General features: G+C 26.8%; 11 protein-coding genes and 1 riboswitch. Of the genes, 2 read left to right on the forward strand and 9 right to left on the reverse strand.

Annotated elements, in window-relative coordinates; genetic code table 11:
• The first annotated feature begins 260 nt into the window (after positions 1–260).
• Positions 261–1958 (forward strand): methyl-accepting chemotaxis protein, encoded by a 1698-nt coding sequence (locus tag BM027_RS12320; RefSeq protein WP_090092214.1) that lies wholly within the window; start codon positions 261–263, stop codon positions 1956–1958.
• A 366-nt stretch (positions 1959–2324) separates the two neighbouring features.
• Here BM027_RS12320 and BM027_RS12325 read toward each other — a convergent pair whose 3' ends face one another.
• From BM027_RS12325 to BM027_RS12335, 3 genes are all read right to left on the reverse strand, one after another.
• Complete coding sequence (locus BM027_RS12325; RefSeq protein ID WP_090092216.1) at positions 2325–2999, reverse strand: hydrolase; 675 nt, start codon at positions 2997–2999, stop codon at positions 2325–2327.
• A gap of 1106 nt (positions 3000–4105) precedes the next feature.
• Positions 4106–4870, reverse strand: a complete 765-nt coding sequence (locus tag BM027_RS12330) for a peptidoglycan recognition protein family protein (protein WP_090092219.1) — start codon at positions 4868–4870, stop codon at positions 4106–4108.
• An 85-nt stretch (positions 4871–4955) separates the two neighbouring features.
• Positions 4956–6206, reverse strand: a complete 1251-nt coding sequence (locus BM027_RS12335; RefSeq protein ID WP_090092222.1) for a methyl-accepting chemotaxis protein — start codon at positions 6204–6206, stop codon at positions 4956–4958.
• 251 nt (positions 6207–6457) lie between these two features.
• Here BM027_RS12335 and BM027_RS12340 point away from each other — a divergent pair, with 251 nt between their 5' ends.
• Positions 6458–7666: a pyridoxal phosphate-dependent aminotransferase gene (locus tag BM027_RS12340; protein ID WP_090092225.1), complete on the forward strand. Its 1209-nt coding sequence runs from the start codon at positions 6458–6460 to the stop codon at positions 7664–7666.
• A gap of 381 nt (positions 7667–8047) precedes the next feature.
• Here BM027_RS12340 and BM027_RS12345 read toward each other — a convergent pair whose 3' ends face one another.
• From BM027_RS12345 to BM027_RS12370, 6 genes are all read right to left on the reverse strand, one after another.
• On the reverse strand, positions 8048–9748 hold the full coding sequence (locus BM027_RS12345) for a methyl-accepting chemotaxis protein (RefSeq protein WP_090092227.1): 1701 nt from the start codon (positions 9746–9748) through the stop codon (positions 8048–8050).
• A 656-nt stretch (positions 9749–10404) separates the two neighbouring features.
• Entirely contained in the window at positions 10405–11826 is a 1422-nt protein-coding gene (locus BM027_RS12350; protein WP_090092229.1) for a methyl-accepting chemotaxis protein, read from the reverse strand.
• Positions 11827–12093: 267 nt separating this feature from the next.
• Positions 12094–12177, reverse strand: a riboswitch (cyclic di-GMP riboswitch).
• A 615-nt stretch (positions 12178–12792) separates the two neighbouring features.
• Entirely contained in the window at positions 12793–15216 is a 2424-nt protein-coding gene (locus BM027_RS12355) for a vWA domain-containing protein (protein ID WP_242943329.1), read from the reverse strand.
• Positions 15217–15248: 32 nt separating this feature from the next.
• Positions 15249–15776, reverse strand: coding sequence for a PilW family protein (locus BM027_RS12360; RefSeq protein WP_090092235.1), 528 nt, complete (start codon positions 15774–15776; stop codon positions 15249–15251).
• 256 nt (positions 15777–16032) lie between these two features.
• The gene (locus BM027_RS12365; protein ID WP_090092238.1) at positions 16033–18495 is read right to left on the reverse strand and encodes a hypothetical protein; all 2463 of its coding nucleotides are present in this window, start codon (positions 18493–18495) and stop codon (positions 16033–16035) included.
• Between the two features lie 11 nt (positions 18496–18506).
• Positions 18507–19463, reverse strand: coding sequence for a type IV pilus modification PilV family protein (locus tag BM027_RS12370; RefSeq protein WP_090092241.1), 957 nt, complete (start codon positions 19461–19463; stop codon positions 18507–18509).
• Between the last annotated feature and the right edge of the window lie 55 nt (positions 19464–19518).

The raw sequence follows: 19518 nt of genomic DNA on the forward strand, positions 1-19518 counted from the left end.
ATGTTTTTTATGATAATTTTATACATATTTTACAATTTTATATTATAGGCATATTAATTTATAAATATATTACTGATTCTAATGTCATTTTTTTCTTGCTTAGTTATATAAAACACTTCTTAAAAATAATGCAGTTTGATTATGATATAATAGTTGCACAAATTAAAATGCTGATTTATATATTAAAATGCACTTATTTTATATAGTTTTAAATCGATATAAATTAGTAAAAATAAAATCTAATAAAAGGACTGTGATATATGAAAAGTGTAAAAATAAAAATATTATTACCTGTTTTTCTAATGTGTATATTTTTTGTAAGTTTTATGATAATTCAATTTATGTATACAAATAATAATTTGAAGTTAGTAAAAGAAATGAATGCAAAATATTTTTCTACTATTTCAAAAGCTGAGGAATTAAAACTTGATGTTGTACAAGTTCAACAGTGGCTTACTGATATAAGTGCAACAAGGGGAGCAAAAGGTTTTGATGATGGCTTTAATACAGCTGAAGAATATGCTAAAAATATAAAATTAGTTACACAAGAACTTAAGCAAATAAATCCTGAAAATACACAATATGTTGATGATATAGAGAAGAGTTTTGAACCATATTATGAAACTGGTAAAAAAATGGCCAATGCATATATTAGTGGTGGCCCTGAACAAGGTAACTTATATATGGAAGATTTTGATGCTACCGCAGAAAAAATTAATAGTCAAGTTGATAAATTTAAGACTTTATCAAGTGAAAATATTAAAACTTCTATAGAGAATATAGAACAATCAATAAAAGATACAATAAAATTAATAGTATTATCTATTTTACTTTTAATAATAATATCTACAATATCATGGATGTTTGTTACAAAAAGTATTGTTAACCCAATAACCAAAATATTATCAAAATTAAAATCTATGGCTAATAATGGTGGTGATTTAACACAAAAGATCGATTTTGTTAGTGATGATGAAATTGGTGAGTTAGCAATCAATTTTAACTTAATGCAAGATTCCTTTAGAAATATCATTAAAATTATTATTGAAGAATCTAATACTGTTGAGAACAAAGTTAAGAAAACAAATGAAAATATTAGTCAATTAGATATGTTAATTGAAGATATTTATTCTACAACAGAAGAACTCTCTAGTGGTATGGAAGAAACAGCAGCATCAACAGAAGAAATGCATGCAGTAGCTTCTGAAATTGATTCACACATTGAGTCAATTACAACAAAAGCAAAAGTTGAAGCTGAAAATTCATCATTAATTAAAAAGAGAGCAAATGAACTTAAAAATACTGCTATTTATTCTAAAGAAATAGCAGTAAAAATTAATATCGAAACACAAAATAAGCTTTTAGAAGCTATTGAAAATTCTAAAAAAGTAGAAAAAATAAGTGTTTTATCTGAAGCTATTTTACAAATAACATCTCAAACTAATTTGCTAGCGTTAAATGCAGCAATAGAAGCAGCCAGTGCAGGTGAAGCTGGCAAAGGATTTTCTATAGTAGCTGATGAAATTAGAAAGCTTGCTGAAGACTCCAAAAATACTGTATCAGAAATTAAAAATATTAATGATATAGTTGTTAATACAGTACAAAACTTAGTAAGTACATCAAAAGATATGATTGAATTTATAAACAATCAAGTTATAAATGATTATGAAATGATTGTTAAAACTGGTGAACAATATAGCAATGATGCAATTATGATTAATAATATGACAACTGATTTTAGTGAAAAATCCAATAACATAATGATTTCAATGGATGCAGTTATGGAATCTGTAAATGAAATAACTAAGGCAAATAGTAATTCAGCAAATGGAACAAACAATATTGCTAGTAAAATGAATACAATCTCTGAAAAATCTACTAATGTAGTTCATTTAGTTAAAGAAGTTAATAATAGCACTGATAAATTAGTTGATATAGTCAGTAATTTTATAGTGTAGTTTTTTAAATATAGACTATGTTTTAAGGAATGTTGATATTGTAATATAAACACTATTTTAAAACATGGCCAAAACATAAAAAGTAAGTGGCTGTCTTAGAATTATCAAGTGAAGTAATAACAAAAAAATAGAAATAACATTTATTAAAGAAGACTAGAAAAATTTCGCTAAGCTTATTTTTCAATGCTTCTTCCACAAATGTTATTTCTATTTCTTTTTTTGAATATACATCATATCATTAAGTGATTTGTATTATGAGACAGCCCCATTGTTTTATCAGATATATAACATACGTAACATTCCATTCTCTTTCATGTACCTAATTTACTCACTGTGTAAATTGATTAATGAAAAAGAATCTATTCTTTATTCGTTTCTATATACATCCATAAGATCTCCCATAATACTTGCCGATGATGGAGGTGTATATGTTATTGCATTAGCACCTGCTAAAATAGTTTCTTTTATAGATTGAGTTGTTGGTCCTCCTGTTGCTATTACAGGAAACTCTGGATATTTTGATCTTATATTTCTAACAATTGCAGCTGTATTTTTACCACCTGAAACATTTAAAATAGTTGCTCCTGATTCTATTCTTTCTGCAATATCTTCATCTTCTGATACAACTGTTACTACAACTGGAATATCAATTGTAGATCTTATTCTTCTTACAACTTCATTGGAAGTTGGTGCATTTACAACAACACCCATAGCTCCTTTAAACTCTGCATCTAATGCCAAATTTATAACTCTTTTTCCCTGAGTTATTCCTCCACCAACACCACAGAAAACTGGTACATCTGCTGACATAATAAGTGCTTGTGTAATTAATGGTTGAGGAGTAAATGGATATACCGCAATAATTGCATCTGCATTAGTATTTCTGATTACTGCAACATCAGTACTAAATAATAACGATTTTATTCTTTTTCCAAAAATTTTAATTCCTCCACAATCTCTTATTACTGTGGGAACTTCAACTACATGATTTCTTAATGTTCCTTTTATTTCTGGAACAAACTTAGGTTCTTTTGTCGCCATACACTTAACCCCCTATTAGGCATTATCACTAAATAATAAACCTATTTATATATATTAGGCATATTAAAGAAAATAACAATTCAAAGATACGACGTATATTTTGTGTCAGACAAGGAGATGAAATAATCTCATAGCAGGTATGGGATGATTTTGCCGACGCAGTATGACGCAAAATAGACTAGCATACTGACTTGTTATTTATTTTAATGTGCCTTAGGTTCCCTCTTTCCTTCAAAGGCCTTATATTAACTTTTTTAATTACATAATCGTATAAATATATTATACTCTTTTCAATTTTTTCTTAAAGATATTTTTTCCGATGAAGTTTTCCACATTATCCACAGTTTTTATCCACAGTTTTGTGAATAGTGTTAATATTTGTTATATCTCTATATTTAAATAATTTATTTTAAATTTCGATGCATCTTTATTTTACAATTTTCTATATATTGTTACATACTATTTACAATTATCTATATATAGCATAATCAAATATAATAGAAATAAAATTATCCACAGTTTTATCCACAAGCTAATTTCGTTATCCACATTATTCGTACAAGCCGTATTTTGCTGTATTTAAACGGTTTCAATGAGCTGAACTAGTACCATTTAATCCCCAGAGTTATGCACAAGCTCTAATATTCTTTATATTTCTTCAAAATTTACCATGAACTTAAATTACTGATAAATAATAAAGGTTTTTTATATTTTTACTTAATATTTTAAATTATTAATTATGCACTTAAAAAAACTTAAAATATATTCTTTTTTTATCTATTACCATATTGCTCAATTACATTAATACTTATGCAAAAATGCCTTAAGTAATTAAGCTTGTATTATATAAATTGCTTAATAACTTAAGGCATTTTTAGTTCTTTAAATATATATGTTCTAATTAAGTTAATACATTTATAATCTTTTATATAATTTTTATAGAAAATTATATCTTTAATTAACAATATCTATTTAGAAGCATATATATCATAAATTTTCTATATAAGTTCCTCGCTATACTGGTGAGTCATAACATTATATAAATATTCTAAGATTTATATTAATGAACAAACTTTATTGGAACTTATATATATAGCTTATAATACTTAATTTACATTTATAGAAATCTCTTTAATATCTTTTGTTATCTCTTCTTTAACCAATTCCATTGGAAAGTTTTTTCCTGGACATAATGTATCGTATGTATCTCCATGTCCTTGTACTTTATTAATGTTATATTTAACTATTAGGTATGTTGATAATTTTTCTAGTGACTTAATTTCATCTTCAGTAGGATTTTCTTCTTCTAAATTTCCTTCTAAACATATACCTAAAGAATCCTTATTTTTTCCTTTTATATGTGCTCCTATAGCATCTTCTGGTCTTCCTCTATATATAGTTCCATCTTTTTTTATATAAAAATGGTATCCTATACCTGCCCATTCTTTATTTATATGCATATCATGTATTTGTTGTGGAGTTAATTGTTTTGACGCAGTATGATGAAATACTAATAGCTTAGGTTTGTTATTATACTCTAATTCTTTATTCCACTTATATTGTACATCATGTATTCCTAATTGCTTTTTTAAATTAGGCAAATTCTTTTGCAAATCTTTAATTTTAATTTTACTTCCCTGATAATACTGATTATTTTCTAAAAATTTCACATATCTATTTTGATTAATATTAATTGATAGCATTATTAACACAAATATACTAATAAATAATATTACCTTTTTGGGTATATGTGCATTATTTTTATGTATGCCTTTGGGAGTAATTTTATAATATTCTTTATTTCCTTTTCGTACAGTATTTTTATTAATTGATTTTCTTTTTACTTTATTCTTACTTATTAAATTACTCATATATATACCATCCTTTTATTTTAGACTACATATATATTATAATGTAAATTTAATAAAATTCCAAATAATGTAATATATTTATATTTTATAATTTAAATGCTTCTACTAATTGAGTTAATTGTTGTGACATTTCAGATTCTTTTTCTACTATTGACACAACTTCTGACATCATTTCAGTGGTGTCATCAATTCCTTTTTGTATTTTTTGAGAATTTTCTGATGCAACTTGAGTATTATTAGCAGTATTTTCAATACTTGCACTAATTTGTTCCATCGATGCACCTATTTCTTGTGACATTGAAGATAATTGCAATGAAAGTTCATTTATAAAAGAACCATCTTCCTCATATTGTTTTCCAATGTCTCTATATTGTACTAAAACTTGTTTTATATCAGTTTTAAGGAAGTTAAGTATGTCCTTAGTATGGATTGAAAGATTTTCAAATGCACTTTCTACTTTTTCTATTGTATTTTGAATAGTAATAACTGTTTTTGATGATTCCTCTGCTAACTTTCTAACTTCTTCAGCAACTACAGCAAATCCCTTTCCAGCTTCTCCTGCTCTAGCTGATTCAATAGCTGCGTTTAATGCAAGAAGATTAGTCTGTCCTGCTATAGCATCTATAGCATCTGCCATTACTTTTATCTCTTCAACTACTTTTGCTGCCTCAATAGCTTCTAATATATGTTTTTCTTTCTCTCTATAAACTTTTTGTGTATTATTATATACACTTTCACTTTGAATTTGTATTTCACTTGCTTTTTTACTTATTCTTTCAGAACTTGCATTTGAATCTTCTGCTTTTTCTGCTAATTCTTCTATATTTCCATTTACTTCTTGAACAGATGCAGATAGTTCTTCCATATTACTACTTGATTCAACTACCCCTTCACCTATGGTTTTAGTAGCTGTATCTATAATTTTAAAATTCGATGATAATTCTTGAATAGTTGCAGATATTTCCTGACTTAAAGATGATGTATTTGAAGACTTATTAATAGTCTCTTCGACTATTACTTTTATATTGTCTTGCGCTGTATTTAACGCAAATCCTATTTGTCCAAATTCATCATTTCTTGTAATCGTTATATCTGTTGATAAATTTCCTTCTGAAATTCTTTCTGCAAATTCTCTTATTTTTATTAATGGCTCTAAAATATTTCTAATTGAAAGTGCTATTATACCTCCTACTAATATTAATGCTATAAGTACTCCTATCACTTTTGTTGGTAACTTACTCATTAATATCATTCCTGTAATTAGTCCAATTATAAATGTTGATGTGTAGACTATAGTAAGTCTATTTCTAACACTTATATCTTTTAGTTTTTTCATAATTAATCTCCCTTCAAAATATATTTTATTATAAAGACTCTCCAAATAAATAACCTTAATTTAAGTCGAATTATTCTAATTGTATCATCTTTTGTTTTATTTTGGTATATATTGAATATCTAATTATAAATGTTAATATTGATAATTTAAATTTTCAATAAAAATTTGTGTTAAAATATTTATAATCAATAATTTAGGCACATTCAAAAAAATAACAGACCAATGTGTCTTACTTAAGGGGGAGAGAGCTAATGATATCACAAAAAATGAAAACACTTGTAAGCAACAACTCTACTATAAGAGCTATGTTTGAAGAAGGCAAAAAGCTATCAAAAATCTATGGTGAAGAAAATGTTTTTGATTACAGCATAGGTAATCCAAATGTTGAACCGCCTGAAAATATTAAATCAATAATAAATGAAATTTTAAATGAAGAAGTTCCTAATCTTGTTCATGGTTATATGAATAATTCTGGATATGAAGATGTAAGAGCAGAGATTAGTTCATTTGTTAATAAAAAGCATTCTCTTAATCTTTCTAAAGATAATATCATTATGACCTGTGGAGCAGCTGGTGGCTTAAATATAACTTTAAAGACACTTTTAAATCCTGATGATGAAGTCATTACTTTTGCACCATTTTTTGGTGAATATAAAAATTATGTGGAAAATTTTGATGGTAAACTTATTATTGTACCTGCAGATACAAGTACATTTGAACCAAATTTAGATGTGTTAAGAGAAAAAATCACAAGTAAAACTAAAGCAATTATAATTAATACTCCAAATAATCCAACTGGAGTTATTTATTCTGAGCAAGCAATTAAAGATTTATCTTCATTACTTAATGAAAAACAAAAAGAACTTAACACTAGTATTTATTTAATTTCTGATGAGCCATATAGAGAAATAGTTTATGATGATGCTACAGTTCCATGTATATTAAAATATTATAGTAATTCATTTATTGGGTATTCTTATAGTAAATCTTTATCACTACCTGGTGAACGTATAGGATATGTTGTAATTAACAAAGACATGGAAGATTTTAATGATGTTATATCTTCATTAAATGTTGCTAATAGAATATTAGGCTTTGTTAACGCTCCATCATTATTTCAAAGAGTAGTTGCAAAATGCTTAGATGCTGAAGTCGATGTTAACATTTATAAAAAGAATAGAGATCTTTTATATAACCACTTAGTAGAACTTGGCTTCACTTGCCATAAACCTCAAGGTGCATTTTATTTATTCCCTAAAGCACCAATCGAAGATGATAAAAAATTCTGTGAAGATGCAAAAAAATTCAACTTATTACTTGTCCCAGGTTCAGCATTTGGCTGTCCAGGATATGTAAGAATATCATACTGTATCTCTTATGAAAAAATTGAAAATTCTTTACCTGCCTTTGATAAATTAGCAAAGTTATATAGTCTTAGGCATTGTAAAATAAATAACTAGTAAAAGATTCTTATGATTTTTTGAACTAGACAAGGAAGTAAAGTCAGTTAATACCACTGTTATTAGTTGACTTTGCTGACACAGTATATTACAAAGAAGCTGCCTAGTTATTTATTTTGATGTGCCTTAAGTAATGGTTAATATCTAAATCATATAATAATAGTATATAGCTCATCTAAAAAAAGAAATATGGATATGCTTTTTACGTAATATTGCATCAAAAAAATTTTATTAGAGTTTCATCATTTTAGGGCGAAAAAGTGTTACTGTCTGAAAGATTTATCTCGAGTTTAACAACTTTTTTGTTCTAAAATGATAGATAACTCTTTAAAATTTTTTCTGCAATATTAGTAAATGCATATCCATATTTCTTACAACTTTCTATATTTTAAACATATTTATTTGTTTTTCTAAGTCTTCTGAACATTTTTTTGTATTACTAGCTTCTTCTAATACATTATTTACATTTTCAACTATTTCCATAATTCTTTCTGCTATAAGGGTTGAACCATCTGCTCCGTCATGAGCAGCACCAGATATTTCCTCTATAGCTTGTACTACGCTTTTAACATCATTTTCTAATTGGTACGCTGTATTTGAAAAATCTGAAACTAATTCATCAATAAAAGCTGCATCATTACTATATTGCTCTCCTGTATGTACCAGATCTTGATAATCACTACTTATATTGTTATCCATAAACATTAACATACCTTTAGAATTTTCAACTAAACTGTCAACTGATTCCGTAACCAATTGTGTTACTTTTTGAATTTCAATAGCTGCTTCCTTTGAATTTTCAGCCAAATTTCGTACCTCTTCAGCTACTACTGAGAAACCTTTTCCTGCTTCACCAGCTCTCGCTGCTTCAATAGCTGCATTTAATGCTAAAAGATTAGTTTGAGATGCAATTTCAAAAATTGTATCTGATAATAATTTTATTTGTTTTATAGATTTAGACTTGTCTATTGAAATTTTAATTTGTTCTTGTGTTTTATCATAAATTTCTTTAGTAACCCTTTGAGAATTTAGTGAATTTTCTTTTAAAGTTTCTGCTCTTTGTTTAATTTTTTCTGCTGATTCCTTACCTTTTTTTGATTTTTCAGCTGTTCTTTCTACACTTTGTTGAATTCTAAAAGATGATTCATGCATCTCATTAGCTGATGCTGCTGTTTGTTCTAAACTAGCTGATAATTCTTGTGTTGTAGATGAAATACTTTCTGTACCTTCATATACTTTATCTACTCCAACACTCGTATTATATATATTTTTTATAATACTATTAGTTTCTTTTTTTACATTTTTAACCATATCTCTTATTGATTTTTGCATTTTCTGAACTGATTTACATATAGAACCTATCTCATCTTTTCTTTTTAATATTTTTTCATTCATTTTTGTACTAAAGTCCCCAACCGCAAGTTTATTAATCTCTTTTTCCAAGGTTTCTAAATCTTTAGTCATATGCTTTGATATCATAGCAACACACAAAACACTAATAAGAATTATAAATATACTTATTAATGTCATAGCTAAAGCTAAAGCTCCAACTTCTTTATCCATTTCCTTATGTGACATTCCCACAAAATACATACCTACTACTTTTTCATTACCATCTTTTAAAGGTGTAAAAGTCCCATATAAATTTTCATTTGCAGATTCTAAATTTACTGTTGTATTATACTGTTTACCATTTTTTATTACTTCATTTATAACATCTTCATTTGCTTTTTGCCCTGTTATTCTTAACCCATTTTTATCTACTAAGTTTGTTGTTACTCTTGTGTCACTTAAAAAAATACTTGAATACATACCTGTTTTATCTTTTATTGTATCAATCATTGTAGAGTTATCATTAATAAGAGTATCGCCTTTATATAGTTGCTTGCCATCTACTCTCCAATTTCCTGGATATTTTTCATCCAATGCTATCAATTGTATAGCTAAATTTGAATTAAGCTCTTTTTGTGTCTTAACTTCTAATATGTTACTTATTTTGTTATACATAAATACACCTAGAACTGCACTAAAAGTAACAAGTATTAATGAAATTATTGTACATACCTTCCACTTTAACTTCATAATTATTCCCTCCCCAATCCTAATCCCTTTAATAATTTGGCTTTGTTTTAAAACCGTGTTGATATTATTATATATTGTAAAGTGGGCTAAGAAATTGAACTTAAGAACGTCTAAATAAGTATAGTCCCCTTTTAGCTTGCTCCAAAGACAAGCTTTTGACAAGCTGAAAAAGGGACAATACTCATTAAGAGTTCTAAAAGCCCAATTTCAATGTCCACTTTACAAAAATATAACAATATCAACACTCACCTAAAACATAGCGAATAATTTTTATTCTTTCAATAAAATACATTAAATTAAAAATGATTTTCCTTTGTATTTAAGGCATCTTCAAATAACTAAATTCACCACTTTTCATATTAGGCACATGGAAGGAAATAACAAACCAAAGATGTGCCTTGATCAATTTCATTTTTAATATTATGGTATATTATCCTATATTTATATTATATTATATTTTTTGTAAAATTGTATGATATACAATTAAAATAATTATATATATTTCATTAAAAATTAAAATAACAACATATTTACTTAAAATAATCTATAAAAATAAACAAATAATATACAAAAAAAATATGAATATGTCTTTTACATAACTATTGCAAATTTTTTCTACAATATTAGTAAATACATACCCATATTTCTTAAAATATTTATATATTAAATTTATTCATTTCATTTTCTAAGTCTTCTGAATATTTTTTTGTATTATTAGCTTGTTCTAATACATTTTCTACTATAGACATAACGCTCTGTGTTATATGATTTGAACCATCAGCTCCATCATGAGTATTATTAGATATTTCTTCTATTTTGCAAACCATACTATTAATAGATATTTCTAATTCATTTGCTGTATTTGCAAAATCTGAGACTAACTCATTAATAAAGATGTCATCATTACTATATTGTTCTCCTGTTTGTACAAAAGATTCATAATCCTTGTCTATACTATTATCCATAAGTTCTAGCATATTCTTAGAATCTTTAGCTAAGCCTTCTACTGATTCAGTAACTAATTGTGTTAATTTTTGAATTTCAGAAGCTGCTAATTGGGAATTTTCAGCTAAAATTCTTACTTCTTTAGCTAAAACTGAAAGTCCTTTTCCTTCTTCTCCTACTCTAGCTGCTTCAATATCAACATTTAATGCTAACTGATTAATTTGAGAAGATATATCAAAAATTGTATCTGATAATAACTTTATTTGTTCAATAGATTTAGACTTATCTATTGAAATTTTAATATTTTCTTGTGTCTTATCATAAGTATCTTGTGTAACTTTTTGTGATTTCATTACATTTTTAACTATCCCTTTTATTCCATTTTGCATTTGTTCAACTGATTTACATATCTTGCCTACTTCATCTTTTCTATTTAATATGCTTTCATTCATTTTAATACTTAAGTCTCCACTTTTAAAAACATCAATATTTTTTTGTAATGTTTCTAAATCTTTAGTAATATGTTTTGACATCATAGTAGCTATAAAAGCACCTATAATAATTATAAATATACTTGTTAAAATAATAGTTATAGCTAACTGAGTAACTTCTTTACCTACTTCTTCATGTGATATTCCAACAAACCACATTCCTATGATATCTCCATTTTTGTCCTTTAAAGGAGTATAGTTCGCATTTATGTCCATTCCTTCTATATTTATGTTTTGGGTATATTCTATACCTTTTTTAAGTACATCATTAATAACTTGTTCATCTGCTTTTGTACCAATAGTTCTTTCTCCATTTTCATTAACTACATTTGTTGTTATTCTTGTATCATTTAAAAATATACTTGCATACATACCTGTTTTTTCTTTTATTGTATCAACAGCAACGAAGTCATCATTAATAGGTGTAGCCCCCTTATACAGCTTTCCACCTTCTACTTTCCAATCTCCTGGATACTTTTCATCTAATGTTATTAAACCCATAGCTGAACTTGTATTAAGTTCTTTTTGTGTTTTAATTTCCAATATATTACTTACTTTACTATACATTATTGTTCCTAATATTATGCTAAATAACACAAGTATTAATGAAATTACTGTACATATCTTCCATTTTAATTTCATAACTCTTCCCCCTATTTTTTTAATAACATATGTAGTTTATTGTCATAAATATATACCATTTTCAACGAATATATATTCAAATAAAGTAATTTATATTTTGTTCTTGTTTTCATCATCGCATTAGGCACACGAAAAAAATAATAGGCCAAAGATGTGCCTTATCTAATGTTCCATATTATACATACTTATATAAAAATCAAATATTTTCAACTTATATAACTTACATTTAAGAAAAAAAAGCAAACAAAAAGCCACCAATTAATCTTATTAATTGCTGGCGGGGTGCACCACTAACTCCAAATTCTCAAGGTGCCCAAATTAAGAGAATTGTTCATCGTTTCCAACGTTATATAATATTTATTTATATATATTCTAATTAATATAATTCATTATTTATATGGTTAATCTCTAAATAAATAATAGAGATACTGAATAAATTCAAATGAACAATGATTTTTAGAATATATATATATATATATAAATTACTTATTATTTTTTTAAATTAATGTCTAAATATATTGTAAACATAATTTTCCATGTTTAAGTATTATTATAATCCTAAAATAGAGATTTATCAACAAATTTCTTACTTTTTCCAGGATAAATAATACAAAATTCAACAAAAAATTAAGAGATTTAAGTTAAGGGGCTGTCTCAGAATTATCAAGTGAAGTAATAACAAAGAAATAGAAATAACATTTATTAAAGAAGACTAGAAAAATAAGCTAAGATTTTCTAACATTTAAAGTTGTACCCATAAAAGATTGCTCCTAATATGCATTAGGACAATCATTTATGGAACAACTTCAAATGAAGAAACTCTAAGCTTATTTTTCAATGCTTCTTCCACAAATATTATTTCTATTTCTTTTTTTGAATATACATCATATCATTAAATGATTTGTATTATGGTACATCCCTTTTAACACATAATTAATTTATTCTTTAATCTTTGCTTATGATTAATTAAAATAATTCTGGTAATTCATCTGATCCTACTTTTAATATTGCTATTCCTTCAGCATTATCAATTTTTAATTTATTATCATAATTACCTGTTTCATCAGGTAATATTTCATTGTATAAAATCAAGATACGATCCCCAGCTTGCGAAACATTATTAAAAGCAAACGTATAATTATTTTTATCTCCCTTGCTCATTTCTCCAATACTAATTAATCCATCTGTACCTACTTTATAAACCTTAATGCTTCCATCAACAATTCCATTTGGAATATTAAGATTAGCTGTACTTCCATTACTATATACATTAAATGTTGCTCCTAAACGTACTTTAGCTTCCTTTAAAAATATCTCTGATGCTGTATTAGTATCTATATTAGGATCATTCCCATCCATACCTTTATAAAGTCCATGATTTACAGTTTCAATACCTCGTATTATTATAGTGGGTGTCTTTATTGGTTTATTTACTAAATTTCCTGTAAAATTCTTATATGATATTTTATTATTGGTTGTCCCAAATCCTAAGCTTCCATATTTCCCCTTTGATGCTTTTATCTTAAATATTATATCTATAGGCTTTGTTTGTTTCCACACATTTTTTCCATCTTCATTCTTCAAAGTATATTCAATATGTGGCAATGTCACTGTACGGATTTTTCCTTCACCTTCTAGTACGCTACCATCCACTGCATCAAAATTTTCTCCTAAGTCAAAATTTAACTTAGCATCAGTAATTGTTAATGATTTATTAGTTGAATCTAAACTCTCTTCCCCAATATTATATTCAAAAGAATCTGTATCAATCTTATATTTAACTTCTATTTCTTCAGATGGATTTGCTGGATTTGGACTTGCACTAATGAAATTTGCTTTTATATCAGGTAATTGATTATCTTTTATTTTAATTATTAAATCATCAGAAATTTTTACTGGTATTGTTATTAAATCATTCTCCCATGAAAATGTTACAGTAGAATCTTTAAATATATCTTTACCTATATACTCGCCTACTTTTTTTCCTTTAATAACAAATTTAAATGATACTTTATCTGCTTCATATCTTGCTTTTCCATTTGATTCTGATACCTTTTTATAAATAATATTATTCAGTTTTACTTTATTTCCTTTAATATTTAAACTAAATCCATCATCCGATTTAAAATTCATATTCATTTCTAAATTATCAATGGTGTAACTCTTTATTATTTTGTCAGCTATTTGGTCAAATATTTTGTCTATTGCTCCCGCATCAGTAGCAAAAAAATCATTTTCTGCTCCTCCCATAGAGTCATGAATTTCTTTCATTGTTTTATTTCCATCACTATTTTTAGCACCTAATCCATATCCAATTGAAAATACATTACTCTTATTATTTCTAATTATTTCTCCTATTTCTTTGGCGTACCCCTTACAATATCCCTTATTATCCGAATTACCAGTACCTGCAAGTATAGGATCAGTGTTATCTATTGATGTATAATAATCATAGTATGTTCTATAGTAAGGATAACCATATCCATTATAATATTGATCATAGTATATTTCTTGCTCTTTGTTATAATATTGATCATAGTATTGATTGTATTTATCATAGTATCTTCCACAGTATTCATCATAGTATTGATCATTATATTGATTATAATCTCTGTCATACTTTTTTTCTACAGAATAATAAGTTGGTAGTCCATCTGACATAAATACAATTGATTTGCTTGCATCTGAATCCCCATTCTCTATCATATATTCAGTTTTTCTTAAACCTTCTCCTGTATTTGTACCTCCATCAGCTCTTAACTTATTTATTATATAATGTAAATTCCAATTATTAGTTTCCCCACTCTTATAATCCTTCTCATCATTATTCTTTATAAATGGATTTATTTTTGCATTTGTTGAATAATCTACTATGCCTATTTCTAAATTAGGTATATTTTTCATTTTATCAATAAAATTATTTGCAGCAGTTTTTAACTCTGCTATTTTAGTTGTATAATGCTCTTCATTCGTCTTATGTTCTTCACAATAATCATTAATCCAATGATGCAAACCAAATCCCAAATGATTTGGATCTGAGCTGCCATGTTTAATACAATATCTTACTCTTTTATTTGTACATCTTTTATTTCCTGGGTCATTCATACTACCAGAAACGTCTAGTACCAAAACTATTTCCTTCTTTTGTGGTTTTATTTCCATTTCAAAAGGTTTTGGTGTTATAGTACCTTCAATAGTGATATCTTCGCCTACTAATGCTGGATTTGGCTTAGCTTTATTTATTTGTACTTCGAAAGATGGTTCAGTTTGTAGTCTATCATCTGCTTTAATTAAAGGAACATTCATTAAAGTACAAAATACTATAATAGTAACAAATAAACTAACTTTTTTAACAACATTTTTCCTGTTCTTTATAATTTCTATTTTCACAATTTCTTACCTCCCTTCATACTTTCTAGAAATTATTCTTTTCCTTTATTTCTAAACGTAATTTTCACAGTTACTGGATACTTTATATCGCTATAGCCTTTCTTTTTAGTTAGTAGAATATTAAATTCAACAGTCCCAACATTATCTAAATTATCTTTATACTCAATTAAATCTGGGCTTATTTTTATACTTTCTACATTACTTGAAAGTTCTTTTCCATTTATATAAAAATTTCTTTCATTATGCTCAATTTTAAATTCGCATTCTTTTCCATCTTTATTATATGAATTTATTACTATGTCTTTTATTTCTTCTAAACTCTCTTTGCCTGAGATATTTTCTCCTGTAACAGATTCTATCCCTATTGCTTGCATTCCAATATTACTTAAATTTTCTTGAATTGCTTGTCCTTCTGTTTGTAAGGTGGATTTAACATCAACATCTGAAATAATTCTGTTATTTGTATTAAACATTCCAAATACCATCCCTAGTATCACAACAGTTAACGCCATAACAATTATCATCTCAACCAGTGTAAAACCTTTTTTCTTTTTAATCATTACTTAAGGCATCTCCAAATAAATAAATAATCAAAAAATACTAAGAATATTTTACTAGTTATTTATTCTACGATGCCTAAATCCACCCCCTTCTTACCAATTCTCAACTATACGTTATTTTATCCTATTGCTACCATTGCTCCCCCCATCTTATATCAAAGTGGGGACTAAGCACTGCTACACACCTGGATAAGTTCTTCTAAGGCTCAAATTTAGAAAGTATTTCTAATGAACAAACTGCATTTAAACCTAAGAATCACTTGATTATTTTCCAAAGCTTAGTCTTTAAGAACTTATTTAAATCATATTGAACATTTAAATTAGGATTACTACTATCTCCTGTTTCTGATGAATTTGTATCATCACTTGAATCTCCAAATACCTCATTAAAAAGTTCAACATTTGAAGCTTTAATTCTGTCACATAAATCTTTATCATATTTTATATTCTTATCTTGATTTCCTTGAATAGTTAAGTTTCCTTCAGCAATTATATTGCCATTAAAGTTAACTTCTCCATCAATAATAACATCACCAGCAGTTGCTACAAATGCATTCAATTCCCCTTTATCTGCCTCAATAACTATTGGGGTTTGTTCTGAAATACTTCCACGAGCATTATTATAAGTTCCAGCCGAATTTTTACCTTTAATTATTATTGTCTTATAGTAATCATGGTTAAATATAGCTTTTTCATTATTTGACTTTTGACTATCTAAATCATAATCTTGTGGTATATCTTTTAGTTTCATTAAATAATCAACTGGACTTCCTAAATTCCCTAATGAATCATACCAATTACTACCCACATCTTTTCCCATTGCATATACTTTTGAAGCATATTCTATTTGTTTTTTAGGTATTACAGTATTTATATCCATCTTATTTTTATCCATAGTATAACTACTGTCCTTAAGTTGAATTTTTCCTGAAGCATCTTTGTATACAATTGCGCCTATAGAATAAGTACTTTCTGGTAATGCAATTCCACCTGTATTTTTATCCTCTAATTTGCCATCCCAATACTTTTTAAAATGTTCACTCTTCTTTAAAACATTTTCTTCATTTAATAATTGTAATGGCTTATAATAATCAAACTTCTCATTATCATCTAAAGGAGTTGCATAAGCTACATAATTCCCCTTAATCCCAGTAGACTCTCCTGTTTGGTATTCAGGTGTTGTATCAATATGAGCTACCCCCATAATGTAAGCTTTATTATTAATCTTAATATTTGAATTTTCATTTCCATTAACTATAATACTACTAGATGTTCTTTCCGCTGTTCCCTCTGAAGAAGCGTGCATAGTATCACCATATTTAGTATTCTTATCATTAATTCCATAAAAATTATCTATCTCAATATCAGTATCCTTAGCTTTTAACGTAATATCATTATCTATAATTACTTGTCCACTTTCATCTGAATCTTTATTTACCTTATTGCTTTCATTTTTGTTCTTATCTTGTTTTGCTGACTTCACAATTAATTGTGAATTTTCTGCTACATCTCCATTGAGTTTTCCAGCATAAACATTCATAGCATATAAATTACCTGTAATAGTTGAATCTACATCACTTTCAATATTAAATGTTTTTCCTGTAACTACTTCCCCATTAAACTTTACAGTACTATTTTTTATATTTATTCCACCTTTATATTTATCATAAACTTTATTAGTAATTTCATTTTTATCTCCCCAAACAAAAATATCTCCATCTATATCAATCTTACTATTTTTACTAGATCCATTTACATTCATATCTCTGCCAACTATCATAGCCTTATCACTTAAACTAACATTGTTTTGTACTTCTGAAGTACTCTCTGAAAAAGCTACATCTTTATAATCAGGAACTACTATATTATAAGCTACTTGAAGCTGTCTTGTATTTTTTCCATTCACTTTTGCTTGAGAATCTTCAGTTTTAAATTCTGATGTTATTTGTATTTTATAATCATTTCCATTATCAACAATTCCTAAATTACTTGCTTTTAAAGCTTCTAAAGCTTCTTTTTTTTCTTGATTATCTGGTGATTGGTTTAATTCTTTCTCTAATTCATTTATCCTTTTTAACTCATCATTATTACATATAAAGAGTTCTGGTTTATTGCTAAAAAAGTCTACTTTTTCATAAGTAAAATCCTTATCTCCTATTTTAAACTCCTTATCATTAGCATCTTTATCTTTTAAAGTAATGCTGCTATACTTAGCTTCCTTTATAGATTTTGCAAGTATATCAGAAGGAATTTTTTCTTTATCTTCTACTTCATTATTATCATGAGACTTAGATATAAAATTTTTAAAGCTCCTTTTAAATTCAACTTGTGCAAGTTCTTCTACTTTTTCATCAAACTCCTTTTTAGCTTCTCTCTTAGCTTTTTGAGTTGCATCCTTATCGTTCTTTATTTTCATATATTTTCCCTTAGCATTATTATATTTTTTTAAGTTAGGTCCTCCTTGACAATTTCCTGCCTTAAATTGTTTTGCTTTAAAATCTCCAAATTTTGCTGCTTTATCAAAAGTTTTCACAATTATGTCGTAGGCAACATCTAGTCCTGATTCTGATGAATATAAATTTTCTATCTTTTTACTTTCTATAATTCTCATCTTATAATCACCAACTGTCATTGATAACACAGCTGTCCCTACCGTAATTAAAATACTAAAAATAATAACTACAGTAATTAAACTAGACCCTTTCTTTTTCTTTCTCACTTAATCACCGCCTACTTAATATCAATATTTTGGCTACTATGTCCAGTAAATATAGGAGTACCTTCATTACCATTTTGAGTTACTTTAACTGTTATATCATATAATTCCCCAAGTTTAGATGATTGATTATTTTCTGCACGATTATCATAAACTTTAACATTTCCCAACTTATTCTTTACTTCTACATCTGTTTTTTCTGACTTTTTCAAGATTATATTTAAAGGACTATCATCTTGGTTGTACACACTTATTTCTAACTTCTTATATTTATTCTTATCTAATTTACTTTCAACCCTATATTGATCAAAATTAAAAGTTAATTTTATTTGATTCTCTTTATCCTCATCTTTTTTTATTTCCTTTTCAGTAGTTAAAATCTTATTATTATTCTCATCTTTAATAACTACCACTTTTTCATTTTCTTTTGTCTTCGTATTTATAATTAACTTTATAGGCTCATCTGACGCAGAATCATATTCCAAATTCCCTTTTGACTTATCATCTTTCACTTTTATAGGGCTATTCTCTCCACTTAACGCTATATTAAAATCACAGGTTTTAGGTGCTTTTTCTTCTGATGATTCTTCACTCGATCCCTCTCCTGCTGTTACCTCTTTATCAAGCATTATTGAAGTATTTTTCTTCACTATAATCTTTGCATAATACTTTTTATCTTTATCTAAATATCCTTCACCTTCATAATTAGACTTTTCTACACTTTGACTTAGCACTATATCATTAGATAACATAATACTGCCAGATTCACTTTTAGTTATATCTCCACTCTTAAATTCTTCAAGAACTTCCTGTCCATACAATGCTGCCTTTTGTTTTACCTCACCAGCTTTATTATTATTCATTGCTGATATAACAATTCCATATATTCCGAGCATTAATATTCCAAATAATGCAAATGCTATTATTATTTCTATCAAAGTAAACCCTCTGCGTTTTCTCTTAACATTCAACTTAAATCCTCACCTACTTATTTAGGATTATCAACAAATATTCTTCTATTTATTA

Origin of the sequence: Clostridium uliginosum (assembly GCF_900112485.1) — a bacterium.
Classification (GTDB): Bacteria; Bacillota; Clostridia; order Clostridiales; family Clostridiaceae; genus Clostridium; species Clostridium uliginosum.